The 23,687-nt window shown below is 61.8% G+C and carries 25 protein-coding genes; 9 read left to right on the top strand and 16 right to left on the bottom strand.

Annotated features, from left to right (window positions below):
* Positions 1–13: 13 nt before the first annotated feature.
* From BMW49_RS03925 to BMW49_RS03900, 6 genes are all read left to right on the top strand, one after another.
* Positions 14–682: a GntR family transcriptional regulator gene (locus tag BMW49_RS03925; protein WP_069515989.1), complete on the top strand. Its 669-nt coding sequence runs from the start codon at positions 14–16 to the stop codon at positions 680–682.
* 63 nt (positions 683–745) lie between these two features.
* Positions 746–1,552, top strand: a complete 807-nt coding sequence (locus tag BMW49_RS03920; protein ID WP_069515988.1) for an ABC transporter substrate-binding protein — start codon at positions 746–748, stop codon at positions 1,550–1,552.
* Between the two features lie 10 nt (positions 1,553–1,562).
* A complete protein-coding gene (locus BMW49_RS03915) occupies positions 1,563–2,324 on the top strand; it encodes an amino acid ABC transporter permease (RefSeq protein ID WP_069515987.1) in 762 nt (253 codons plus the stop codon).
* Position 2,325: 1 nt separating this feature from the next.
* Complete coding sequence (locus tag BMW49_RS03910; protein ID WP_069515986.1) at positions 2,326–3,105, top strand: amino acid ABC transporter ATP-binding protein; 780 nt, start codon at positions 2,326–2,328, stop codon at positions 3,103–3,105.
* 35 nt (positions 3,106–3,140) lie between these two features.
* A complete protein-coding gene (locus tag BMW49_RS03905) occupies positions 3,141–4,751 on the top strand; it encodes a gamma-glutamyltransferase family protein (RefSeq protein WP_069515985.1) in 1,611 nt (536 codons plus the stop codon).
* Positions 4,752–4,764: 13 nt separating this feature from the next.
* Entirely contained in the window at positions 4,765–5,712 is a 948-nt protein-coding gene (locus BMW49_RS03900; protein ID WP_069515984.1) for an aldo/keto reductase, read from the top strand.
* A gap of 244 nt (positions 5,713–5,956) precedes the next feature.
* Here BMW49_RS03900 and BMW49_RS03895 read toward each other — a convergent pair whose 3' ends face one another.
* The 9 genes from BMW49_RS03895 to metG all read right to left on the bottom strand — a co-directional run bounded on the left by BMW49_RS03895 (position 5,957) and on the right by metG (position 15,119).
* Positions 5,957–6,136 (bottom strand): PA3496 family putative envelope integrity protein, encoded by a 180-nt coding sequence (locus BMW49_RS03895; RefSeq protein ID WP_069515983.1) that lies wholly within the window; start codon positions 6,134–6,136, stop codon positions 5,957–5,959.
* Between the two features lie 106 nt (positions 6,137–6,242).
* A complete protein-coding gene (gene nth / locus BMW49_RS03890; protein ID WP_069515982.1) occupies positions 6,243–6,881 on the bottom strand; it encodes an endonuclease III in 639 nt (212 codons plus the stop codon).
* Positions 6,878–7,585, bottom strand: coding sequence for an electron transport complex subunit E (locus BMW49_RS03885; protein WP_069515981.1), 708 nt, complete (start codon positions 7,583–7,585; stop codon positions 6,878–6,880). The genes nth and BMW49_RS03885 overlap by 4 nt, the downstream gene beginning before the upstream one ends.
* Positions 7,582–8,217 (bottom strand): electron transport complex subunit RsxG, encoded by a 636-nt coding sequence (gene rsxG, locus BMW49_RS03880; RefSeq protein ID WP_069515980.1) that lies wholly within the window; start codon positions 8,215–8,217, stop codon positions 7,582–7,584. The genes BMW49_RS03885 and rsxG overlap by 4 nt, the downstream gene beginning before the upstream one ends.
* A 2-nt stretch (positions 8,218–8,219) precedes the next feature.
* Positions 8,220–9,251 carry an RnfABCDGE type electron transport complex subunit D gene (locus BMW49_RS03875; RefSeq protein WP_069515979.1) on the bottom strand — a complete coding sequence of 344 codons (1,032 nt, stop codon included), beginning with the start codon at positions 9,249–9,251 and terminating at the stop codon, positions 8,220–8,222.
* A gap of 54 nt (positions 9,252–9,305) precedes the next feature.
* Positions 9,306–11,768 (bottom strand): electron transport complex subunit RsxC, encoded by a 2,463-nt coding sequence (gene rsxC / locus BMW49_RS03870; RefSeq protein WP_069515978.1) that lies wholly within the window; start codon positions 11,766–11,768, stop codon positions 9,306–9,308.
* A complete protein-coding gene (gene rsxB, locus BMW49_RS03865) occupies positions 11,765–12,340 on the bottom strand; it encodes an electron transport complex subunit RsxB (RefSeq protein ID WP_069515977.1) in 576 nt (191 codons plus the stop codon). The genes rsxC and rsxB overlap by 4 nt, the downstream gene beginning before the upstream one ends.
* Positions 12,337–12,921: an electron transport complex subunit RsxA gene (gene rsxA / locus BMW49_RS03860; protein WP_069515976.1), complete on the bottom strand. Its 585-nt coding sequence runs from the start codon at positions 12,919–12,921 to the stop codon at positions 12,337–12,339. Before rsxA ends, rsxB begins: the two co-directional genes overlap by 4 nt.
* Positions 12,922–13,076: 155 nt before the next feature.
* Complete coding sequence (metG, locus tag BMW49_RS03855; protein WP_069515975.1) at positions 13,077–15,119, bottom strand: methionine--tRNA ligase; 2,043 nt, start codon at positions 15,117–15,119, stop codon at positions 13,077–13,079.
* 171 nt (positions 15,120–15,290) lie between these two features.
* Between metG and apbC the strand changes: the two genes are divergently transcribed.
* Entirely contained in the window at positions 15,291–16,385 is a 1,095-nt protein-coding gene (gene apbC, locus BMW49_RS03850) for an iron-sulfur cluster carrier protein ApbC (protein ID WP_069515974.1), read from the top strand.
* A 141-nt stretch (positions 16,386–16,526) separates the two neighbouring features.
* On the opposite strand, the gene BMW49_RS03845 is transcribed toward apbC, so the two are convergent.
* The gene (locus tag BMW49_RS03845) at positions 16,527–16,736 is read right to left on the bottom strand and encodes a cold-shock protein (RefSeq protein WP_004423761.1); all 210 of its coding nucleotides are present in this window, start codon (positions 16,734–16,736) and stop codon (positions 16,527–16,529) included.
* Positions 16,737–17,056: 320 nt separating this feature from the next.
* On the opposite strand from BMW49_RS03845, the gene dcd reads away from it, so the two are divergent.
* Positions 17,057–17,623 (top strand): dCTP deaminase, encoded by a 567-nt coding sequence (dcd, locus tag BMW49_RS03840; RefSeq protein ID WP_069515973.1) that lies wholly within the window; start codon positions 17,057–17,059, stop codon positions 17,621–17,623.
* Between the two features lie 272 nt (positions 17,624–17,895).
* Here the strand turns inward: dcd and BMW49_RS03835 are convergent, their stop codons facing one another.
* From BMW49_RS03835 to BMW49_RS03820, 4 genes are all read right to left on the bottom strand, one after another.
* Positions 17,896–20,433: a penicillin acylase family protein gene (locus tag BMW49_RS03835; protein ID WP_069515972.1), complete on the bottom strand. Its 2,538-nt coding sequence runs from the start codon at positions 20,431–20,433 to the stop codon at positions 17,896–17,898.
* 210 nt (positions 20,434–20,643) lie between these two features.
* Complete coding sequence (locus BMW49_RS03830) at positions 20,644–21,093, bottom strand: DUF2489 domain-containing protein (protein WP_069515971.1); 450 nt, start codon at positions 21,091–21,093, stop codon at positions 20,644–20,646.
* 7 nt (positions 21,094–21,100) lie between these two features.
* Positions 21,101–21,301: an SEC-C metal-binding domain-containing protein gene (locus BMW49_RS03825; RefSeq protein WP_083251639.1), complete on the bottom strand. Its 201-nt coding sequence runs from the start codon at positions 21,299–21,301 to the stop codon at positions 21,101–21,103.
* A gap of 6 nt (positions 21,302–21,307) precedes the next feature.
* Positions 21,308–21,805: an LEA/WHy family protein gene (locus BMW49_RS03820; protein ID WP_069515970.1), complete on the bottom strand. Its 498-nt coding sequence runs from the start codon at positions 21,803–21,805 to the stop codon at positions 21,308–21,310.
* Positions 21,806–22,040: 235 nt separating this feature from the next.
* Here BMW49_RS03820 and BMW49_RS03815 point away from each other — a divergent pair, with 235 nt between their 5' ends.
* A complete protein-coding gene (locus tag BMW49_RS03815) occupies positions 22,041–22,577 on the top strand; it encodes a hypothetical protein (protein ID WP_069515969.1) in 537 nt (178 codons plus the stop codon).
* Between the two features lie 13 nt (positions 22,578–22,590).
* On the opposite strand, the gene BMW49_RS03810 is transcribed toward BMW49_RS03815, so the two are convergent.
* Positions 22,591–23,070: a YchJ family protein gene (locus BMW49_RS03810; RefSeq protein WP_069515968.1), complete on the bottom strand. Its 480-nt coding sequence runs from the start codon at positions 23,068–23,070 to the stop codon at positions 22,591–22,593.
* Between the two features lie 2 nt (positions 23,071–23,072).
* The gene (locus BMW49_RS03805) at positions 23,073–23,570 is read right to left on the bottom strand and encodes a DUF6231 family protein (RefSeq protein WP_069515967.1); all 498 of its coding nucleotides are present in this window, start codon (positions 23,568–23,570) and stop codon (positions 23,073–23,075) included.
* Between the last annotated feature and the right edge of the window lie 117 nt (positions 23,571–23,687).

Raw genomic sequence — 23,687 nt, 5'->3', positions numbered from 1 at the left:
AAGAGGATTCTTTATGCGAATAGTACCTGCACATACTGCTCAGCAACCGATGACCGCCGAGGAAGAAGCCTATGGCTATCTGCTCGATGCCATCTGCAAAGGCCAGTACCGCAAAGGTGATCGTTTAATCGCCGATGACATCGCCGGTGAAGTCGGCATGAGCCGTATGCCGGTGCGCGAAGCGTTTCGCAGGCTGGCGGCAGAGGGGTTGATAACCCTGCGACCCAACCGAGGCGCCATCGTCAGTGGCCTGAATATCGATGAAATGCATGAGGTCTTCGAGATGCGCAGTGCGCTCGAAGGGCTGGCGATCCGGGTCGCGGTCGGAAAAATCACTGCCCGACACCTGAGCATGCTTGAGCGCCTGCTGGATGACATGGATGACTTTCGCGACGACAGCGCCGAATGGGTCAGCCGCCACCGGGCTTTCCATGAATACCTCTGCAGTCTGAGCGGGCGCCCTCGGCTGATGCGCCAGATCACCGCGTTGTACTCGGTGATTGAGCCGCATATGCGCCTCTGGTTGCAGCATGCCGACAAACCCCTGAGTGCCCGTCAGGAACACGCGGTCATCCTCGACGCCTTGCGCAATGGCGATCCTGACCAAGCCGAGCGTGTGGTCCGTGAACACATTGAGGGCACTGTCCCTGAGCTAGTGCGCTTTCTCGAAACGGGCGTCTGACCCGTCTGCTTGCTCCTCGCTATTCAAATACTGCCAGTCCCTGATCGCAATCGGAGTGTCGTCATGCCCCACTACAGAAAAACGCTCGGCGCCTTTGTACTTGCTCTAACCGTTCCTTCAGTGTTTGCAGCGCCTGAGCTGCCCGAGCGTCTGCAGGACGCCGCAAAACTAACCTACTGCTCGGGCATGGATTCACCACCGCTGGTATTTTTCGATGCCACTCAACAACCCACCGGGTTGACGGTCGACCTTGGTACTGCGCTGGCCGAGCATCTGGGTAACAAGCAAGTAACCTGGCGCGTTATTCCTTTCTCCGGGTTGCTGCCCGCGTTGTTGGCAGGTCAGTGCGACATGATTGCCGATCAGCTTTTCGACAAGCCTGAACGGCGTGAAGTGATCGACATCGTCAATTACATGTACTCCAGCCAGTCAGTGGTTGTGCCCAAAGGTAATCCTAAGGGGGTCAATGCGCTGGCTGATCTCTCGGGTTTGAAGGTGGCCGTGCTCAACGGCTCGACGATCAGAACGCTGCTCGAGGAAGAAAATAAGAAGCTTGCCGAGGCCGGCAGTCCACCCATGAAACTGGTGGCTTACAACACCGATACAGATGCCTTCCAGGCGCTGCGCATTGGCCAGGCCGATGCGTATGGCACCACGGTGGAGACCGCTGGTTACTACCAAGGCATGGCACCTGATCTGTTTCAGGAGGCGGTCCCGGCCTTCAGCCGGATTCTGACCGGTTTTGGTATCCGCAAGGACGATGCCCTGTTGAGTGCTGCCGTTGCACAGGCCCTTGAGGATATGCGTGAAGACGGCAGCTATATGGCCCTGCTGCGCAAGTGGCATGTCGAAAGCGACAAGCTGGATTGAGGGCTGAGCAGTGGATTTCAATTGGGATATTTTCTGGCAGTACCTGCTGCAACCTAGCGACGTCTACTTGTATGGCTTATGGCTGACCTGCGTGATCAGCGTGTCGGCCATGGTCCTGGGGTGTGCCCTTGGATTGGCGGCGGCGTTGATGCGTTTGTCGACTAACCCCTTGCTGCAGTATCCCGTGCGCTTCTACGTGTGGCTGATGCGAGGTACGCCGCTGCTGGTGCAGATCGTTTTCCTCTATACCGCCCTTGCTGCGGGCGGCATCTTTCGTTTCGAGGATATCGATCTGGGCTGGTTCATTCTGCCGGGCAATATCCAGGCGGCAATCATTGCCCTGGGCCTCAACGAGGGGGCTTACATGGCTGAGATCATCCGCGCCGGTATTGGCGCGGTTGATAAGGGCCAATACGAAGCATCCCGCTCCCTGGGTATGACGTTTGGCAAACTGATGCGCCGCATTGTCCTGCCGCAAGCGTTCCGGGTGATCGTGCCGCCGATTGGCAACGAGTTCAACGTGATGCTCAAGAACACCACGCTGGTGAGTGTGATCGGCGTGCAGGAGTTGCTGCTGAGCACCCAGATGGTGACCTCGGCGACGTTCCGGGTGTTCGAGCTGTACCTGGTCGTGGCGATTTACTTCCTGCTTCTGACCACCCTGTGGGGATTCTTCCAGCGTTGGCTGGAGGTGCGATTCAGTCAGTCAGCACCTCCTGCCAGCAGTCGGATGTTTGGTCGGCAGGCCATGAAGTTGTTGAGGGGGCGTTGAAATGACATCTCTGAATGATGAATTTGTTATCGAAGCCTCAGGTATCCACAAGTCGTTTGGTGAGCTGCAGATTCTCAAAGGCATCTCCTTGCAGGTACGGCGGGGGGAGGTGGTGGTACTGATCGGCGCGTCTGGTTCCGGCAAGACCACCTTTATTCGCTGTATCAACCTGCTCGAAGACATCCAGGCCGGGCGTATCCGCGTCAATGGCCAGGCCATGGGCTATCGCGAGCGCCCTGACGGAAGCCTGGTTCGCGATACCGAGCGCAATATCGCCCGACAACGGCGTGATATCGGCATGGTCTTCCAGCGCTTCAACCTGTTCCCGCACATGACCGCGTTGGAAAACATCATCGAGGCGCCCATCCAGGTACTGGGTGTGAGTCGCGCAGCTGCGTTGGAGGATGCCAGGCGATTGTTGGGGCGGGTGGGGTTGACCGATAAGGCCGATCATTACCCCGCGCAGCTCTCCGGCGGGCAGCAACAGCGGGTTGCCATCGCCCGGGCGCTGGCAATGAAGCCGCAGGCAATGTTGTTCGACGAGCCTACCAGTGCCCTTGACCCTGAGACTGTGGGTGAAGTCCTGCAGGTAATGAAGGAGCTTGCAGAGGAGGGCATGACCATGGTCGTGGTGACCCATGAAATGGGCTTTGCCCGCGAGGTCGCTGACCGTGTGGTGGTCCTCGATCAGGGCGAGTTGATTGAACAAGGCCCGCCGGAACAGATTTTCAGCCAGCCACAACATCCACGCACCCGTGCTTTCCTCAGTCGCGTGCTCTGAGCAGCACGCAGGTTTTTTATTTTGAGTACCTGTCCATGTTCGATTTCTCTGCTCATCAATACCCCTATGCGTCCCAGCGTCAGGCAGTTTTTGCCCGGCGCGGGATGGTCGCTACTTCACAGCCGCTGGCGGCCGAAGTGGGTATCAGTATGCTGCGTCGTGGCGGTAACGCTATCGATGCGGCTATTGCGACAGCGGCCGCGTTGACGGTGGTGGAGCCAACAGGTTGCGGTATCGGTGGCGATGCCTTTGCACTGGTCTGGGTCAAGGGCCGTCTGTACGGGTTGGATGGCAGCGGCTATGCGCCTGCGCAGTTGAGTCGCGAGGCAGTCGTGTCTGCAGGGCACGCGCAAATGCCGATTTACGGGTGGACGCCGGTAACGGTTCCAGGGTGCCCCTCGGCCTGGGCAGAGTTGTCCGCGCGGTTTGGTCGTCTGCCGTTTGCCGAACTTCTACAGCCGGCGTTCGAGTTGGCGCGCGAGGGTTTTCCGGTATCGCCGGTGGTCGCTCACCAATGGCAGATAGCCTTGCAGGAGTTCACGGCGCATCGCAGCCCTGCTTTGGAGGCCTGGTTCGAAACCTTTCTGATCAATGGCCGTGCCCCCAAGGCGGGTGAGCTGTTTCGCAATCCAGCCCAGGCACAGACGTTGGCTGAGCTTGCAGCCAGCAATTGTGAGAGTTTCTATCGCGGCGCCCTGGCTGAGCGTCTTGACGCTCATGCCCGTGCCACTGGCGGTTACCTGCGCGCCACAGACCTGAACGATTATCGGGCTCGCTGGGTTGAGCCGATCAGCGTCAACTATCGAGGTGTTGATGTCTGGGAGATTCCGCCGAGTGGCCAGGGCCTGATCGCTCTGATGACCCTCAAGATGCTCGAGGGCTTCGAGTTCGACCAGCGCGACAGTGCCCAGACCTGGCACCGCCAGCTCGAAGCGATGAAGCTGGCCTATGCCGATGGCTTTCAACACATCACTGATCCTGAGCACATGCGCGTGGCAGTAGAGGCGTTGCTCAGCCCTGCTTATCTCGAACAGCGCCGTGCTTTGATTGGCGACACTGCCCGTGAACCGCAATACGGCGATCCTCAAGCCAGCGGCACGGTTTACCTGGCGACCGCTGACGACGACGGCAATATGGTCTCGTTCATCCAAAGCAATTACCACGGTTTCGGCTCCGGTGTGGTCCTGCCGAACAGCGGTATTGCCCTGCAAAACCGGGGCGCGGAGTTCAGGCTCGACCAGGGGCATGTCAACAGCCTCGAACCGGGTAAAAAAACCTTCCACACGATCATTCCGGGTTTTCTCAGTCGCGGCGATACACCGCTTGGGCCGTTTGGTGTGATGGGCGGCTACATGCAGCCCCAGGGGCATGTGCAGATGGTCATGAACCTGGTCGACTTCGGCCTCAACCCTCAGGCGGCGCTGGATGCACCGCGCTGGCAGTGGCTCGGTGGCCAGCAAGTGGGCATCGAACAGGCGGCCTCACGTGACCTGGCGATGGCCTTGTCGCGCCGTGGCCATGCCGTGCAGATTGCCCATGACCTTACTGACTACGGGCGCGGGCAGATCATTCTTCGCGATCCGCACAGCGGCGTGCTCTGTGGCGGTTGCGAGCCCCGCGCCGACTCTCATATCGCGGTTTGCTAAGAGGAGAGGGGCCATGCATTCCAAGGTTCTGGGCCAGACGGGCCTCACTATCTCGCCGGTCGTTCTAGGCGGCAATGTATTCGGTTGGACGATTGACGAGCGCACCTCGCTGTCGGTGCTGAGCGCCGCCTTCGAGGCGGGTATCACCACCATCGACACGGCGGATATGTATTCCGTTTGGGTTGACGGCCATGTTGGGGGCGAGTCGGAGCGAGTGATTGGTGCCTGGATCGCGCGTAATCGCAGCCTGCGTGACCGACTCACGTTATTTACCAAAGTAGGTGCAGACATAGGCGACGGTACAGGCGGCTTGTCCCGCGGCTGCATAACCAAGGCGGTGGAGGATTCGCTGCGCAGACTGAATACCGATTACATCGACCTGTACTTTTCCCATTTTCCCGACACGCAAACACCCCACGAAGAGACCCTGAGCGCGTATCAAGCATTGATTAGCGCGGGCAAGGTCAGGGCGATCGGGGCGTCCAATTACAGCCTGGAGCAACTGCAAGCAGCACGTGCCTGTGAGCGCGAGGGGCTGCCTCGCTACGATGTGCTGCAGCTAGAGTACAACCTGCATGATCGTGCCGATTTTGAGCAGAGCATCCAGGGCTTTGCCTTGGATAATCACATCGGAGTAGTCAGCTACTTCAGCTTGGCGTCCGGTTTTCTCACGGGTAAGTACCGAGATGTCGCAGATATTCAGGGGCACCCGCGTGCTGAAGATCTGCAGCGTTACTTCACCCCACGCGGGCAGCGGATCCTGGCAGCCCTGCTGAGCGTTGCTCAGCAGCGTGCAGTCAGCCAAGCCAGTGTTGCCCTGGCCTGGCTGAGGCAGCAACCCGGCATCAGTGCGCCTATCGCAAGCATCACCAGCCCTGCGCAATTGCCTATGCTGGTTGAGGCGGCAGATCTTGTGCTGAGCGCCGATGAGTTGACGTTGTTGAATGCGGCCAGCACTTAGTCGAGTGAATCGGCTCCTGTTTAAGGCTATGCAGGTCATAACGCAGCACCTGTGTGAACCCGCGAACGCGCGTAGGAGCCCCGCCTCGGGGCGAATCGATTGCAGCCATTCAGTTATTTCGGCGTTGCCCATGGCATTCGCCGCGGGGCGCGGCTCTCACGAAAAGCATTGACGCCGTGCAACACAGCCAACAAAAAAGCCCCGGCCAGGCTACCTGGACGGGGCTTTTTGTTGGTGAGGGGCTTCAAATATCGAAGTCGTACTCGGCCAGTTGTTTGTGCAGGCGACGTTCTTCGAGGAAGTTGTCGATGATGCGGCGCTTGGTCAGGTTGGTTTTCGCCACTTCGACCGGTGCTTCGGCATCATCCGCGTCTTCCGCGACGAAGTCGTCTTCGAGTTCAAGATTCTCTTTGCCGGTGCTCATTGCATTCACTCCAGGCTACGGGGGCGATTGCGCACCTTATATAGAGAAACAGCGGGCGGGTAAAAAAGATTTTTTCAATCGACTGGCATGGAAAAACCTCTGACGCTCAATCGTTCGAGGTTTTCTCGCGGTATTCGCACAAATCTTCGATACGGCAACTGCCACAGCGCGGCTTGCGCGCCACACAGACGTAGCGCCCGTGCAGGATCAGCCAGTGGTGAGCGTCGAGCAGATAGTCCTTGGGCACGAACTTGAGCAGCTTCTTTTCCACTTCCACCACATTCTTGCCTGGGGCGATGCCGGTGCGGTTGCTGACGCGGAAGATATGCGTGTCCACCGCCATGGCCAACTGGCGAAAAGCGGTGTTGAGCACCACGTTGGCGGTCTTGCGGCCGACGCCGGGCAGGGCTTCGAGGTCTTCGCGGTTGTCCGGTACCTGACTGCCGTGCTTTTCGATCAGCAGGCGGCAGGCTTCGATGACGTTCTTCGCCTTGCTGTTGTACAGGCCGATGGTCTTGATGTATGCCGACAGGCCGTCGACGCCGAGGGCGTAGATGGCCTCCGGGGTGTTGGCCACGGGGAACAGCTTGGCGGTGGCCTTGTTGACGCTGACATCGGTGGCCTGGGCCGACAGGGTCACCGCCACCAGCAGCTCGAACGGCGTGCTGTAGGCCAGCTCGGTCTTGGGCTCAGGGTTGTCTTCGTGCAGGCGGCGGAAGATTTCCAGGCGTTTGGCTGCGTTCATTCGATCACCCCGGTGACCCGTACCCGGCGGCTTTGCGCGGGTGCTTCAGGGGCGGCGGCCTTGGCGCGCTCGGCCAGGGCCTGGTCGATGCGGTTCTTGCCGGCGATCAGCAGGCCCAGAACGATAAAGGCGCCGGGCGGCAGAATCGCCAGCAAAAAGCCCTTGTAGTCCGCGATCAGGGTCAGTTGCCAGTCATTGGCGATGGGGCCGAACAGCAGGTGCATATTGGCAAATAGCGCGCCTGTGCCAAGCAGTTCGCGCGCGGCACCGATCAGCACCAGCACCAGGCCGAAGCCAATGCCCATCATCAGGCCGTCGTAGGCGGCGCGCGCCGGGTCGTGCTTGGCGGCAAAGCCGTCGGCGCGGCCGAGGATCACGCAGTTGGTGGTGATCAGCGGAATAAAGATGCCGAGGATCTGGTACAGCTCGTAGGTAAAGGCCTGCATCAGTAACTCGATGCAGGTGGTCAGGGCGGCGATGATCATCACGAAGGCCGGCAGGCGAACTGCCGTATTGACCACCCCGCGCACCAGCGAGACTGCGGTGTTGGAGCAGATCAGCACCACCGCGCTGGCCAGCGCCAGGCCGAGGGCGTTGACCGTGGAGTTGCTCACACCCAGCAGGGGGCAGAGACCGAGCAGTTGCACCAGGGCCGGGTTGTTCTTCCACAGGCCATTTACGGTGATGTCGCGGTAACGGGTCATGGCTGTGTCTCCGGCAAGCCGAGCAGGCTGGCGCGATGGGCCTGGAAGTACAGCAGGGCATTGTGCACCGCCTTGACCACGGCGCGCGGGGTGATGGTGGCGCCGGCAAACTGATCGAAGTCGCCACGGTCCTTTTTCACCGCCCAGCCCGATTCATCGGGGTTGTTCAGCGACTTGCCCGCGAAACTGTGGATCCAGGCACTCTTGGCCAGCTCGATCTTGTCGCCCAGGCCGGGCGTTTCGCGGTGCTTGAGCACGCGCACACCAGCGACCTGGCCGTCGGTACGGATGCCCACCAGCAGCTCGATGGCGCCGCTGTAGCCATCCGGCGCGGTGGCCTGCAGGATCACTGCGCTGGGCTGGCCGTCTTTGTACGCCCGGTACGCCGGTTGGGCGCCTCGACCGCCAAGCAGTGGGTCCTGCAGGCTCATGCTGGCGTCGAGCAGGTCGTTGTCATAACTGCCCGGTGGCAGGATCTCGCCCAGGGCGCGCACCTGGGCGGCGCGGGCGGCGGCCTCGATGCGCCCTGCAGTGGCTTGCTGGATCAGGGTGACCCCGCCGACCGTGACCACGGCAAACAGGCCGAGGACCAGGGCGTTTTTGAGCATCGAGCGGCTGATTTCCGGCAGCATATTCAGTCCCCCACCTTGAAGCCGTTTGTGGGTTTGCGGTGCCCGTAGGTGCGTGGCCGCGTGTAGTAGTCGATGGTCGGGGCGGCCAGGTTCATCAGCAGCACGGCGAAAGCGACGCCATCGGGGTAGCCGCCCCAGGCGCGGATCACGTAGGCCAGGATGCCCACGCCAGCGCCGAAGATCAGCCGGCCGCGGTTGCTGGTGGCGCCGCTGACCGGGTCGGTGACGATAAAGAAGGCGCCGAGCATGGTCGCGCCGGTGAGCAGGTGAAACAGCGGCGAGCCGTTGGAGTCCGAGCCGCTGCCATTCCAGAACAGCAGGCTCATGACGAACAGCGCGGCGAGCATGCCGACTGGCGCGTGCCAACTGAACAGGCGCTTGTGCAGCAGGTACAGGCCGCCGGCGAGAAACGCCAGGTTGACCGCCTCGCTGCCAGCGCCGCCGAGGTAGCCAAAGGCTGGGCTGGTGGCGTGCAGCTCATTGATGGTCAGGCTCTTATTGATCTTCAGGGCATCCAGCGCCGTGGCTTGCACCCAGCCATCGGGCAGGCTGGCAATGCCCAGGATGTGCCCCAGCCCTTCGACCAGGCCGATGCTATGCGGCGCCGGCCAGCTGGTCATCTCCAGCGGGAAGGAAATCAGCACCACCACATAGCCGAGCATGGCCGGGTTGAACGGGTTCTGCCCCAGGCCGCCGTAGAGTTGCTTGCCGAAACCGATGGCAAAGCCGCAGGCAACCAGGGTCAGCCACCAGGGCGAGTAGGGCGGCAGGGCCAGGGCCAGGAGTACGGCGGTGAGCAGGGCGCTGCAGTCCTTGAGAAAGAACTGCACCGGCCGCTTGCGCGCCGCCAGCAGCGCGGCCTCGAAGCCCAGGGCACAGAGGCTGGCCCACAGCAGGTTGAACAGGGTGCCGGCGCCGAACAGCCAGGTCAGGGCGAAGATGCCCGGCAGCGTGGCCAACAGCACCTGCAGCATGACCTGCTGGGTGCGGTTGCTGCCCGTGGCATGGGGCGATGTGATGCGGGGCAGGGCCATTGACGCTCCGGTTGTGGGTATCGTCCGCGCAGTGTTCGCGCGGCACGGGCTGCATTAGCTGATGGGGGGCTGTGTGTTGCTGTGCTCGGCCAGTTGCCCTTCGGCGTTGGCCAGGCGCTGACGGACCTGCTCCAGCGCGTCGGGCGCCGCCTGCGCGTCACGCTCCAGCTTGCGCAGATCGGCGCGGGCGAAGGCGACTTCGGTTTTCAGGGCTTTCAGCGTGTCGTCCACGCCTGGCTGCTCGCGGCGTACCAGCTCCGGTGCCGGCTTGCCTGAGGCCGCTTCAGCAGCGTGCAGCGCCTGCTCGGCGCTTGCCAGGGCATCGCGCAGCGGCTGCAGGCTGGCTTCGTCGGCAGCGGCCTTTTCGGCTTTCTTCAGCTCGGCGCGTTTCATCGCCAGCTCGATCTTGGCTTTTTTCAGCGCGTCGTCACCGGCCGGCTTGGCGGCGGCAGTGGGGGCCTGTTCTTGCAGGCTGGCGAGGACTTTCTCGGCGTCTTCGAGTTGCTGGCGCAGACGGGCCAGCTCGGCTTGCTGGTCGGCGTCAGGGGCTTCGAGTTTTTCCAGTTTGCGCAACTGGGCCTTGAGCATGGCGGCGTCGATCTTGGCTTTTTTCAGTGCTTCGTCGCCGGCGGGTTTAGCGGCGGCAGCAGGGGCCTGTTCTTGCAGGCTGGCGAGGACTGTCTCGGCCGCTTCCAGTTGCTGGCGCAGGCTCGCCAGTTCGGCCTGCTGGTCGGCGTCGGGGGCTTCGAGTTTTTCCAGCTTGCGCAGCTGAGCCTTAAGCATGGCAGCGTCGATCTTGGCCTTTTTCAGCGCATCGTCGCCGACGGGTTTGGCGGCGGGTGCAGGTGCTGCGGCCTGGGCGGTTTCCAGGGCTTGTTGCGCGGCCTCGGCGGCGCTGCGCAGCTCGTCGACCTGGGCCTGCAGTTCGGCGGTGTCGTGGGTTGCCAGTTGTTTCTCGGCCTTTTTCAGGGCGACCTGGGCCATGCTGGCGGCGATCTTGAGCTTTTTCAGCGCATCGTCGGCTGGCGCCGTAACAGCGGCTGGCGCTGCATCGGCTTGTGCGGCCTTGGCCTGGGCGGCGCGCTCGGCGCGGGCCTGGCGCTCGGCTTCTTTCTGTTCTTCAGCGCGGCGCAGGCGCTCCTGACGCTGCTCGAAGCGTTGCTTGGAGTGCTCGGCCTTGAGTTGCTTGTGCTCCAGGTCGCGGATCTCTGCTTTTGCCGCGCGGTAATACTGCACCAGCGGGATGCTCGACGGGCAGACATAGGCGCAGGCGCCGCACTCGATGCAGTCGAACAGGTTGTGCGCCTTGAGCTGCTCGTGCTCCTGGCCGAGGGCGAAAAAATGCAGCTGCTGCGGCAACAGGCTGGCCGGGCAGGCTTCGGCGCACTCGCCGCAGCGGATGCACGGCATGGCCGGCGGTGGTGGCGGCAGTTCGGCCTTGGTCGAGGCCAGCAGGCAGTTGCTGGTCTTGATCAGCGGCACATCGAGCGACGGCAGGGTAAAGCCCATCATCGGGCCGCCCATGATCAGGCGATTCAGCTTGGCCTGGTCCAGCCCGGCAAAGGCCAGCAGCTCGCCCACCGGCGTGCCGATCAGCGCCTCGACGTTGCCGGGGCGTGCCAGTGCTTCGCCAGTCAGGGTGGTGACGCGCGAAATCAGCGGCTTGCCGAGCAGCACGGCGTCATGGATGGCCACGCAGGTGCCGACGTTCTGGCAGAGCATGCCAATGTCGGCGGGCAGCCCACCGCTGGGTACTTCGACACCGGTGAGAATCTGGATCAGCTGCTTTTCCCCGCCCGAGGGGTATTTGGTGGGGAACACGCGCACGGCAAACGGCCGTTCGCCGACTGCGGCCTGCACGGCGGCAATGGCCTCGGGTTTGTTGTCCTCGATACCGATCAGCACCTGTTCGGGCTGGATCAGCTGGGCGAGTACTTCGATACCCGATACCAGCGCTTCGGCGCGCTCGCGCATCAGCAGGTCATCGGCGGTGATGTAGGGCTCGCACTCGGTACCGTTGATGATCAGCGTGTGGATCTTCTGCGTCGGCCGGGCGTTGAGCTTGACCGAGGTCGGGAAACCCGCGCCGCCCAGGCCACTGATACCGGCCTGGCGAATACGTTCGACCAGGGCGCTGCCTTCCAGCTCGCGGTAATCGGGGCAGGGCGTCAGCGACCCCCACTGGTCCAGGCCGTCGCTGTCGATGACGATGGCTGGCATCAGCATGCCCGAAACGTGCGGGTAGGGCTGGGCGCCGATAAAGCTGACGGTGCCGGACGTCGGTGCATGCACGGGCACGCTGACCACGCCGGTGGCGGCGGCGATCAGTTGGCCCTTGAGCACATACTCGCCCACGCTGACCACCGGCTCGGCCGGCGCGCCAATATGCTGATTGAGCGGCAGCACCAGGCGCTTAGGCACGGGGGCGGGCGCAATCGGCGCGTGGTTGGAGAGTTCTTTACGTTCGGCCGGGTGGATACCGCCCGGGATGTCCCAGATGCTCACCGGTGCATTCATGCGGCCTGCTCCCGGTCGCTAGCGATTAGCTGGCCGGGGGGCAGGGGCTTCTCCCACTTCCAGCTCTGCACGTTGCTGCCCACTTCGATCATGTCGATGCAGTCCACCGGGCAGGGCTCGACGCACAGGTCGCAGCCGGTACATTCGGAGACGATCACCGTGTGCATCTGCTTGGCCGCGCCGAGGATGGCGTCCACCGGGCAGGCCTGGATGCACTTGGTGCAGCCGATGCACTCGGCTTCGCGAATGTAGGCGACCATCTGCGGCTTCTCGCCTTCGACGGCGTCCAGCGGTTCGGCTTCGACATCGAGCAAGTCGGCCAAGGCCTGGATGGTGGCTTCGCCGCCGGGGGGGCATTTATTGATCTTGTCGCCGCCGGCAATTGCCTCGGCGTAGGGCTTGCAGCCCGGATAACCGCATTGGCCACACTGGGTCTGCGGCAGCAGGGCGTTGATCTGCTCGGCGATGGGGTCGCCTTCGACTTTGAAACGCACGGCGGCAAAGCCGAGAATCGCGCCGCACACCAGGCACAGGCCGAGCAGGGCGAGCACGGCAATCAACACCAGGCTCATAGCTTGATCAGCCCGGTAAAGCCCATAAATGCCAATGACATCAGGCCGGCCGTGACCATGCCGATGGCGGCACCCTGGAAGGACTTGGGCACGTCGGCGATGGCGATGCGTTCACGCATGGCGGCGAACAGCACCAGCACCAGGGAGAACCCCAGGCCGGCGGCAAAGCCGTTGGCCGTGGCGGTGATAAAGGTGAACTCGGCCTTGTTGGCATTGAGCAGGGCCACGCCCAGAACGATGCAATTGGTGGTGATCAGCGGCAGGAAGATGCCCAGTACCCGGTACAGCAGCGGGCTGGTCTTGTTCACCACCATTTCGGTGAACTGCACGACCACGGCGATCACCAGAATAAAGCTGATGGTGCGCAGGAACTCGATATCCAGCGGGCGCAGAATGTACTGCTGGACCAGGTAACTGCACATCGCCGCCAGGGTCAGCACAAAGGTCGTGGCCAGGGATAGGCCGATGGCGGTCTCGATCTTTTTCGAGACACCCATAAACGGGCACAGGCCAAGGAACTGCACCAACACGAAGTTGTTGACCAGGATGGCGCTTACCATGATCAGGGCGAGTTCGGTCATTGCGGGTTCCATGGATGGACGGGCAAAGGCCGCAGGAAAAGGCTGGCTATTATCGGTAAGCCGATCCCGCCATACAAGCTGGATCAGCCTTCCTGAGGTGTTGCCATAAGGCTAGCGCAGCCTGATCAGAGAGGCTGCGCTATTGGGTCGCAGGCTTACTTGACCCGCTGACCCGGCTTGGCGCCGCTGTCGGGGCTGAGCAGGTAGATTTCTTCACCGCCAGGGCCAGCGGCCAGGACCATGCCTTCGCTGATGCCGAACTTCATCTTGCGCGCGGCCAGGTTGGCCACGTACAGGGTCAGGCGGCCTTCCAGCTTGCTTGGGTCCGGGTAGGCGCTCTTGATGCCGCTGAATACGTTGCGCTTGGCATCGCCAATATCCAGGGTCAGGCGCAGCAGTTTGTCGGCGCCTTCGACGAATTCGCACTTCTCGATCAGGGCGATACGCAGGTCGACTGCAGCAAAGGCGTCGAAGGCGATCTCGGTGGCCAGTGGGTCTTTCGTCAGCTCGCCATTGCCGGTGGCTGCTGGGGCGGCTTCGCTGGCGGCCAGGTCTTCTTTGGAGGCTTCGATCATGGCGTCGATTTTCGCAGGCTCGATACGGGTCAGCAGGGCGCTGAACGGGTTCAATTGATGGTTGGCCAGCAGCGTTTGGTGGTCGTTCCAGCTCAGCGGCGCGACATTAAGGAAGGCCTCGGCATCGCTGGCCAGCTTGGGCAGCACGGGCTTCAAGAAGATCACCAACTGGCGGAACAGGTTCACGCCCAGGGCGCAGATGGCCTGCACTTCGTCCTGCTTGCCTTCGACCTTGTTCAGCGACCAGGGCGCCTTGTCGGCGATCCAGGCGTTGGCGCGGTCGGCCAGGGCCATGATCTCGCGCATGGCGCGGGCAAAGTCGCGGGCCTCATAGGCTTCAGCAATGCTCGGCGCAGCGGCCTGGAAGGCCTCGGTCAGGTCAGGCGCGGCATTGCCGGCCACTAGCAGGCCGTTATTACCCTTGTGGATAAAGCCGGCGCAACGGCTGGCGATGTTGACCACCTTGCCGACCAGGTCCGAGTTAACCTTCTGCACGAAGTCTTCCAGGTTCAGGTCCAGGTCATCCACGCCACGGCCGAGTTTGGCCGCGTAGTAGTAACGCAGATACTCGGGGTTGAGGTGATCCAGGTAGGTGCGCGCCTTGATAAAGGTGCCGCGCGACTTGGACATTTTCTGCCCGTTGACCGTCAGGTAGCCGTGCACGTTGACCGCGGTCGGCTTGCGGTAGCCGGCGCCTTCGAGCATCGCTGGCCAGAACAGGGCGTGGAAGTTGACAATGTCCTTGCCGATAAAGTGGTACAGCTCGGCAGTCGAGTCCTTGCCCCAGAACGCATCGAAGTCCAGCTCAGGCGTGCGTGCGCAGAGGTTTTTGAAGCTGGCCATATAGCCGATGGGCGCATCCAGCCAGACGTAGAAGTACTTGCCCGGCTCGTCGGGAATCTCGAAGCCGAAGTAGGGCGCATCGCGCGAGATGTCCCATTCCTGCAGACCGGAATCCAGCCATTCGGCGATCTTGTTGGCCACCGCGTCTTGCAGTGCGCCGCCGCGGGTCCAGCTTTTCAGCATGGCCTCGAAGTCCGGCAGCTTGAAGAAGAAGTGCTTGGAGTCGCGCAGCTCCGGCACCGCGCCGGAAATCGCCGAGCGTGGATTTTTCAGCTCGGTCGGCTCGTAGGTGGCGCCGCATTTTTCGCAGTTGTCGCCGTACTGGTCCTCGGCCGCGCACTTGGGACAGGTGCCCTTGATAAAACGGTCGGCGAGGAACATGCCCTTCTCGGGATCGAAGTACTGGGTCACCGAACGGGTGGCGATATGCCCAGCGTCGCGCAGCTTCAGGTAGATGGCCGCCGACAGCTCGCGGTTCTCATCCGAGTGGGTGGAGTGGTAGTTGTCGAAGTTGACCCCGAAGTCGGCAAAGTCGGCGGTGTGTTCGGCCTGTACATTGGCGATCAGCTGTTCCGGGGTGATGCCTTCTTTCTCGGCGCGCAACATGATCGCCGAGCCATGGGCGTCGTCGGCGCAGACGTAGATCGCCTGGTTGCCGCGCAGCTTCTGGAAGCGCACCCACATGTCAGTCTGGATGTACTCGAGCATGTGGCCAAGGTGGATCGAACCGTTGGCGTAGGGCAGGGCACTGGTGACGAGAATCTTGCGGGCTTCGCTCATGGGAATCGGCTGCACTGGTAACTCAGGGAAGCCGGTAACTATAAAGCAGCGGCAAGCGGCAAGCCACCAGCGGCAAGCACGAGCCACTGCCGGGTGTCCTCACTTGCAGCCTGTGGCTTGCCGCTGCTGTTATGATGCCGGCCTGCTTGAATCAGCCTTTCGGAGCCCACCATGAGTGCCGTTACCCGCGCCGCAGTCGAAGCTGCCCTGTCGCAATACACCGACCCACATCTGAATCAGGACCCGGTCAGCGCCGGTTGCCTGCGTGAGGTGGATATCCAGGGTGGCCAGGTCAAGGTGCGCTTGGAGCTGGGCTATGCCGCGGGTCTGTTCAAGAGTGGCTGGGCACAGATGCTGCAGATGGCCCTGGAAAACCTCGAAGGCGTGGGCAGGGCGCAGGTGCAGGTCGATTGCGTGATCGAGGCGCACAAGGCTCAGGCCCAGGTACCGGCGCTGGCCAATGTGAAGAACGTGATTGCCGTGGCCTCGGGCAAGGGCGGCGTGGGCAAGTCGACCACCGCGGCCAACCTGGCCCTGGCGTTGGCTCGTGAAGGCGCCAAGGTTGGTATTCTCGATGCGGATATCTATGGGCCGAGCCAGGGCATCATGTTTGGTATCCCTGAAGGTACGCGGCCCGAGGTGCGCGATCAGAAGTGGTTTGTGCCGCTGGAGGCCCATGGCGTACAGGTGATGTCCATGGCCTTTCTCACCGACGAAAACACCCCGGTGGTGTGGCGCGGGCCGATGGTCTCCGGCGCGTTGCTGCAGTTGATCACCCAGACCGCCTGGGATGATCTGGATTATCTGGTGGTTGATATGCCGCCAGGCACGGGCGATATCCAGCTGACCTTGGCGCAGAAAGTACCGGTGGCCGGCGCGGTGATCGTGACCACGCCGCAGGACCTGGCGCTGCTGGATGCGAAAAAAGGCGTGGAGATGTTCCGTAAGGTCCATATCCCGGTGCTGGGCGTCGTGGAGAATATGGCCGTGCATATCTGCTCGAGCTGCGGCCACGCCGAGCACCTGTTCGGCGAAGGTGGTGGCGAGAAGCTGGCGGCGCAGTTCGGCGTTGATCTGCTGGCGTCACTGCCCTTGTCGATGGCCATTCGCATGCAGTCCGATGGCGGCAAGCCCACCACCATTGCCGATCCGCAAAGCCAGATCGCCATGATTTACCAAGAGATCGCACGCTGCGTCGGTGCGCGAATTGCCCAGAGCGGCTCATTGAATGCCGGCATGCCGAGCATTGAAATCAGCGACGACTGAGTTCAGGCGAAGGCGTTGAAGTGCCTGGTGTCAGGCGCTTCACGGCCAATCCGTTGCGTGATCATTGGCCAGGTGGTGGTAAATCGCAGGCATAAAAAAGCCCCGCACTAGGCGGGGCTCTTTCTAAACAGTTAAAGCAGGTTATACAACCTGAACTTCTTCTGCTTGCATGCCTTTCTGACCACGGGTGGCCACGAAAGTCACTTGCTGGCCTTCTTTCAGGCTCTTGAAGCCATCGCTCTGGATAGCTTTGAAGTGTACGAACAGATCGTCACCGGATTGCGGAGTGATGAAGCCGTAGCCTTTTTCATCGTTGAACCACTTGACGGTGCCAGTTTGACGATTCGACATGTTATGTCTCCTAACAATTTTATTAACAGCCCTGGAAAAGCCCAGGCCGGGACTGAGTGCAACGAGTACTAGGAGTCGGACGATGTTTGGATCGAAATCTAGGCATCAAGTAGCGATTCGCGGTGACACATGCAGCACAGTGGAATCACCATACTCGTTTTTATCGCGTAGTGCGATGCCTGCGTGCAGCTTTCTGCAAAATTATCGCGTGTTGGTTCACTGTCGCGATCACCACACCGGACGCGAGAGCCTTTGAACGGACCCGCGTGGACCGGTAAGATGCGCTCACATTTTCACCACCCGCAGATCAGGAACCCGCCATGAGCATCAAATCGGATAAATGGATTCGCCGCATGGCCCAGGAGCACGGCATGATCGAGCCGTTCGTCGAGCGCCAGGTGCGCAATGACGGGGCCGAGCGGCTGATTTCCTACGGGGTCTCCAGCTACGGGTACGACGTGCGCTGCGCTGACGAATTCAAGGTGTTCACCAACATCAACTCGGCGACCGTGGACCCGAAGAACTTCGACGAGAAGAGCTTCGTCGACGTGAAAAGCGATGTCTGCATCATCCCGCCGAACTCCTTCGCCCTGGCGCGTACCGTGGAGTTCTTTCGCATCCCCCGTGACGTGCTGACCATTTGCCTGGGCAAGAGCACTTATGCGCGCTGCGGCATCATTGTCAACGTCACGCCGCTGGAGCCGGAGTGGGAAGGCCACGTGACCCTGGAATTCTCCAATACCACCACGCTACCGGCGAAGATCTACGCCAATGAGGGTGTGGCGCAGATGCTGTTCCTGCAGTCCGACGAAGCCTGTGAGGTGTCGTACAAGGATCGTGGCGGCAAGTACCAGGGGCAACTGGGGGTAACCCTGCCAAGGGCCTGACAGCGATGCATGGAAAGCCGGGTTTGCTGCCCGGCTTTTTTTCGCCTGGTGTTTTATGGGGATGACGGACAAAAAAATAGGCGCCACGTGGGCGCCCGGAGAATCAATCGATGCATAAGGTGTGAGTTTGCTGAGTCGATAAAGTTCGCCAAGGCATGATGCTCGTCGACTGTCGGGCAAAAGAAAGGGCACCCGTAGGTGCCCTGAAAATGATCGATGGAGTAAGTCCATCTGCTCTGATTGCAGGGCCTTGGTGAAGTTCCCTGCTGGTGCTATTTCGTCGGTGTCAGCAGCAATCGGCGGGTGCCGTAGACCTTGTCCAGGTTCTGGCTCTGGAACGGGAAACTCATGTACTGGCCCTGGCGCCAGGCCTCGATGCCATCGGCATAGTGGCGGCTGGCCGGGTTGCCCGATTGTCCCGAGCTGTTCAGGCCGATCATTGGCTCCTCGCGGCCAAAGTCGATAACCAGGCGCATGGCCGGGATCAGCCAGGTGTCGAAGTCCTGGCCCCAGTTGTAGGCCGAGACGTTGAGCGTGCTGTGGTCGCCGCCGGCCGGGTAGGGGCCACGGTCCAGGTAGCCCTTGAGCGACTGGATACCGGCGCGCTGGCTGCTGCTCAGGTAAGGCGCCAGCTTGCTGGTCTCGGTAGTCCAGCTGTAGGTGTGCAGCTTGCCCCATTGCCAGGCGCTGCGCTCGCTGCCCAGGCGTTGTTCGGCATAGGTCACGGCTCCTGCCAGGCTGCGGGCGAGGATGGCTGGCTTGTCTTCCTTCATCGCGGTGCGGGTGTCGTTCCAGAACGGGCTGTCTTCGCGGCCGAGCAGGTGGTCGGCCTGGGCCGAGTAGGAGCTGTTGGCTGTGGCGACCAGGGCCTGCCAGGCGGGGCTGCTATCGGGACCGAGCTCGTCGAGGAAGATCTGCCGCGCACTTTCATGCAGGAAGGCGCCATAGAGCGCAGCGTCTGCGGAGGTTGCGGCTAACTTGCCATCGAATGCCAGCAGACGGTCGAGGGCTTCGCGCGCCTTGCTGCGCTCTGCAGCAGGCAGGGCATCGATAGCCGCGCGCAGTGGCTCGGCCATGCCGGGGGCGTTGAGCATGGCCTGCAGTTTGGCCACGAACGGCGAGGTCTGGTCGTACTGCATGGCAATCATGCTGCGGGTGTCGTGTTTGCCGCTGCCGGCCAGCTCTGCCAGGCGCTCGTAACGATCAGGGTAGAACCAGGAGTTGGACAGCTGCATGCCGTAGCCGCGCGGCGCTGTGCGGTGGTTGGCGGTGCCCAGCCAGCCTTGCTGGGGGTCCTGGTCGTAAGGGTGCAGCATCGGGTCGGCAAAACCGTCCCAGCCGTATTGGCCATCCCAGCCTGGCGACGGCACCAGGCCCAGGCCAGCCTTGCGGTTGGGGAAGCGTCCGGTGACTTGCCAGCCGATATGCTGGGCGTCGGCGAAGACAATGTTCAGTGGCATGGCGCGCACTTCGCGGGTGGCCTCAAAGGCCTCGTCCACCGATTGCGCACGGGACAGGTCGAAAAACGCATCGAGGCTGCTGTCGGCCTCGAACTGTGTGGTTTTCAGCGCCAGGCCATAGCCGCTCTGCATCTGCAAGGGTTGCAGCGGGTGCTTGCGCGCGCCGAGTACCGAGTTGAGCAAAGGGCCGTTGCGGGTTTCGTAAAGGGTTTCGCGAATCGGCCGCTCACCTTTGATAAAGAAGGTTTCCTGGCGTTCGCGAGCGGCGACCCATTTGCCATCGGCCTGGTACAGCAGGCGATTGCCTTCACGCTTGACCCGTTCCAGGAACAGGTCCTGGTTGTCGCCCATGACCATGGTCATGCCCCAGCCGAGCTTGCCGTTGAAGCCGGCGACAATAGCCGGGACGCCGGCGATGGAGACGCCAGCGGCCTGGAATTTCGGCGCGCGGATCTGCACGAAGTTCCACGCCGAGGGCATGGACAGTGGCAGGTGCGTGTCGTTGGCCAGCAGGCTCTTGCCACTGCGGCTGTTCTGCGGCGCGATGGCCCAGTTGTTCGAGGCGGCCACGCCGAGCATGTGTGCCTCGGCAAATTGGGCGCTGGCACCCGCCACGGCCTGCAGCCCGGCAATCTGTCCGTCGAGCTTGAGGCCCTTGAGCTTGTCGCTTTCCTCGAACGGCAGTGGCTCGTCCGGGTAGGTCGGCAGCAGCCAGGCGAGGTTGTCGCTGCCGACTTTCTGCGCCATGACCAGTGCGGCGATCTCTTCTTGCAGGTTGACCGACAGACCGAAGTTGAGCAGGCAGAACACCAGCACCGAATCTTCCGGCTTCCAGTAGGCCGGACGATAGCCCGCTTGGGCGAGGTCCATCGGCAGCTTGTCGCGGTAGCGGAACAGGTAGGCGTTGACGCCGCGGGCATAGACTTCGAAGAAGGTCTTCATGCGCGGCGAGGCGGCTTTGTACAGCACCTCGGCGCTCTGCCGCAGGTTCACCGCGCGCATGAAACGGTCCATTTCCAACACACCAGGGCCGGCCATTTCGGCCAGGCGTCCTTCGGCCATCAGGCGCAGGCTGACCATCTGGCTGAGGCGGTCGCCGGCGTGTACATAGCCCAGGGTAAACAGGGCATCGTGGAAACTGTTGGTTTCGATCAGTGGCATGCCGAGGCTGTTACGCCTGACCGAGACGCTGCTGGCCAGCCCCTTGATCGCCACGATGCCTTGCTCAGGCGGCAGGCTGTCGCTGTAGCGGCTGTTGAGAAACGATTGGCAGCCACTGATAAACAGGCAGGTACTCAAGGCGGCGAGCAGGCCCACTTTGGCCAGGGGGCGGAAGGCAGGCGATGACATGCAGCGAACTCCTTGAGATGCGCAGGGTAAGGCGAGCAGGGTAGGGCGGCCAGCAGGCGGCGAGGCGCAAGGGCTGATCGGGTAGGGTAGCAGTCCGTTGAAAAAACTAGGCAGCCGAGTCTGTTTTTAACGCCGTATCGGCAACGCAGGTAGTTTCTCAACAGCCTGCTAAAGGTAGAGAGCGCAACCGCCCCTGGCAAGGGGCGGCCGTCAGTGGCGCAGACCTTCGTCGAGCAGCCAGCGCGCTGCCGTGCGGGCAGAAGCCTTGTGCTGCAGCTCCAACTCGTTGAAGTGCTTTTCGTGGCGGCGCCGCTCGGTCTTCTCCAGTGCCTTCCAGTCCGTATGGGTGGGCACGTGAGCAGTGGCCTCATACAGCAGGTGGAACACCGTGCAGTTGGGGTTCAGGCTAAGGGCTGTGTCGTAGTTGTCGAGCAGCACCTTGATGCGGATGGCGCCTTCGATCAGCGGCAACTGCCCGTCGAGCAGGCTGCCCGCGAGAATCTGCAGGTCGTTGCCCAGACGTTCCCGGCGTTCAGCCAGCGCCGCTGCCTGTTCGCGCTGCAGGCGCCAAACCCGACGCCAGAGCATCAGCGCATAACCAGCGAGGGCCAGCAGCAGGGCGCCGCCAATAAGGATAAGGGCCCAGCCCCAGGCGCTCATTTGCACGTCAGGCGCCGTGACACTTCTTGAACTTCTTGTCGCTACCGCACGGGCACGGGTCGTTGCGGCCAACGTCTTTCAGGGCGTTGCGCACGGGCTCCTGATGACCGTGGTTACAGTGCGGGCCGTGCACGTGGCCATGATCGTCATGAGCGTGGTCATGGTCATGGTTGCAGTCTGGGCCGTGGACGTGGGGTTGTTGGGTCATGTACAGCTACTCCGGAAGAAATTCGCCGGGGATTATCTCGCCATTGCGCGCCATGTGCACGCTGCGGCCGAACATCAACCCGGTCTTGACGGCGCCTTCGAGGCGGTAGCGGATCGGTTCATCCGGCTCTTCGAGCATTTTTACGATCTGTCGAACATGCCGCCAGAGGTTGGTACGCACCGGAACCTCGAAGACATAGTGACCGTTGGCTGGCACCGTGAACCATACGTCGGATGAGCCTTCGGCCAGCTTCATTTCGTTGAGGTGCACGTTGTAGTCAAGGCCGCGGATGGGCAGGCTCATGGCGTTGGGGTTGTCGATGCGAAAGCGCAGCGTGAATTGCTGTTCAAGCAGTTTGGCGCGAATGACGTCTACCTTGATCAGACGCACGTCAGGGTCCTTGAACCCTCCACTCGTCCAGGTGGAGCAGCCGCTCATACTGGTAATGAGGCCAACACATAACAGTAGGCTGAGAATTCTTATCGTTAGCGCCTGAGAAAACATTTCATACTCCGTCGGACCGAGTCAGTGTAACAAGCAAGTGCTTGGCTGCCACTGTTGTGAGCTGAAAAAAACCTGCGCCATACTGCAGCTATAGAAATCGTCTGGTTGCGCACGCAGCGTGAGATTTGCACGGGCGTTGCCCGCGGTCTGCGGTGAAGCCGACAGCTAGATAACGATCCTGATGCTGCTTCGCATCAATCGGCAAGGGACCCTAACGGACTTTGAGGACAGGAGTATGACCATGCTGTACGAGATAGCCTTTGCCGCCAAGCTGGTGGATGGGGCGCAGATCGAGACGGTGAAGGCCAATCTGGCGAAGCTGTTCCAGGCCGATGCGCCACGCATCGAGGCGCTGTTTTCCGGTCGGCGTATCGTGATCAAGCAGAACCTGGACGCAGCCGGAGCTGAGAAGTACCGCGCCACTCTGGCGCGTGCTGGCGCGCTGGTCGAAGTCACCGCGATGGAGGCCGAGGTCGAGGAAATCGAACTGGCCCCGCCACCGCCTGTTGCCGCCGCTCAAACTACGAGCCCGGGGCGCCTGCAGGTGGCGCCGCGGGATGAGTACATGGCTGCGTTCGTCGATGTGCAGGCGCCTGATTTCGGCATTGCCCCGCTTGGCGACGATCTGCAGGATGCGCCGCCCGAGATGACCACACCGGCCCTTGATCTGAGCCAGTTCAGCCTGGCGCCTGTGGGCAGTGACATGGGCGAGCGCAAGACTGAGTCGGCCGGCCCTGCCCCTGACATATCCCATCTGCGTCTGGCCGAGTAAATCTCGGTGCCGCTTACAGGTAACCCGAGCAGCACTTCTTGAATTTCTGGCCGCTGCCGCAAGGGCAGGGGTCGTTGCGGCTAGCGCGCAGCTTCACCGTGGGGTCGAGGAAGTACCAGCGACCCTCGCATTGAACAAACGCCGAGCGCTCGCTATGGGCATGTTCGCCTTGGGCATCATGCCAACGCGCGGTGAAGCTGACCCAGGCGTGCTCGGGTTGGCCGCCGATCAGCTCGCTGGCTTGCACCTCCAGCCCCAGCCAGGTGCTGTGCAGGCTCCAGGCGCTGATGGCGGCGCGATCCAGGTCGCTCTGCTGGGCTGGCAGGGTGGTGTCGATCAGGTAATCAATATGACCGAGTGCATAGGCGCTGTAGCGCGAACGCATCAGCTGCGTGGCGTCGGCTGCGGCTTGGCCGCTATGGCAGCGACCGCAGCAGGTCTCGAGCGAATCGCCGCTGCCGCAGGGGCAGGGTGTCGGGTGTGGCGTCAGCATGTTTACCACCAGTACTTGCCGTAGTTTTCCGGGTTGGCCCAGAACTTGGCGTTGAGCCAGTCCGGTACTTGCTTGTAGTCGAGCAGGTCGTAGGTGAACAGGTGCAGGACTTGCTCGTCGCGGCCGAAGCATTCGCTGGCTTGCAGTGCCAGAGAAAAGAAGTCGGTTTCCTGCCACTGGCTGGCCTTGAGATCGACCAGGACGGCGATACGGCTGGCATTGAGGTTGCGGATACCCCCCAGCAGTTCCAGCCCCACCCGTTTCGGCAGGTGCTCAAGGCAATCGACCGCCAGCGCGAGGTCGAAACGCTGCGCTGCCAGATCAGCGCTGAGCGCCCCGGCCGGACTGAATTCGATCTCGCAAGCCGGGTGCGCAGCGGCAAAGGCATCGACGGCAGGCAGTTGCTGGGCTCCGATCAGCAGCAGTCGCTGCGGGGCATAAAGCTCCAGCAGGGCCGCCAAGGCCTGTTGAGGGGTGCGTGAAGACAGCGATAGGCTCATGGAAAATCCTTGAAAAAGGCGGAAAAAACTAGCGTGGCGCGGCCATATAGCCTAGACATGTAGCCTGCAAACCTGTGTAAATCCAATGTGGCGGTTTCTAAAACAGCCGTCTTTAAT

Source organism: Pseudomonas cuatrocienegasensis (assembly GCF_900110925.1).
In the GTDB taxonomy this organism is placed as follows: domain Bacteria; phylum Pseudomonadota; class Gammaproteobacteria; order Pseudomonadales; family Pseudomonadaceae; genus Aquipseudomonas; species Aquipseudomonas cuatrocienegasensis.
The sequence above is the reverse complement of the archived record's forward strand: the minus strand, read 5'-3'. Positions and strand labels throughout refer to the sequence as shown.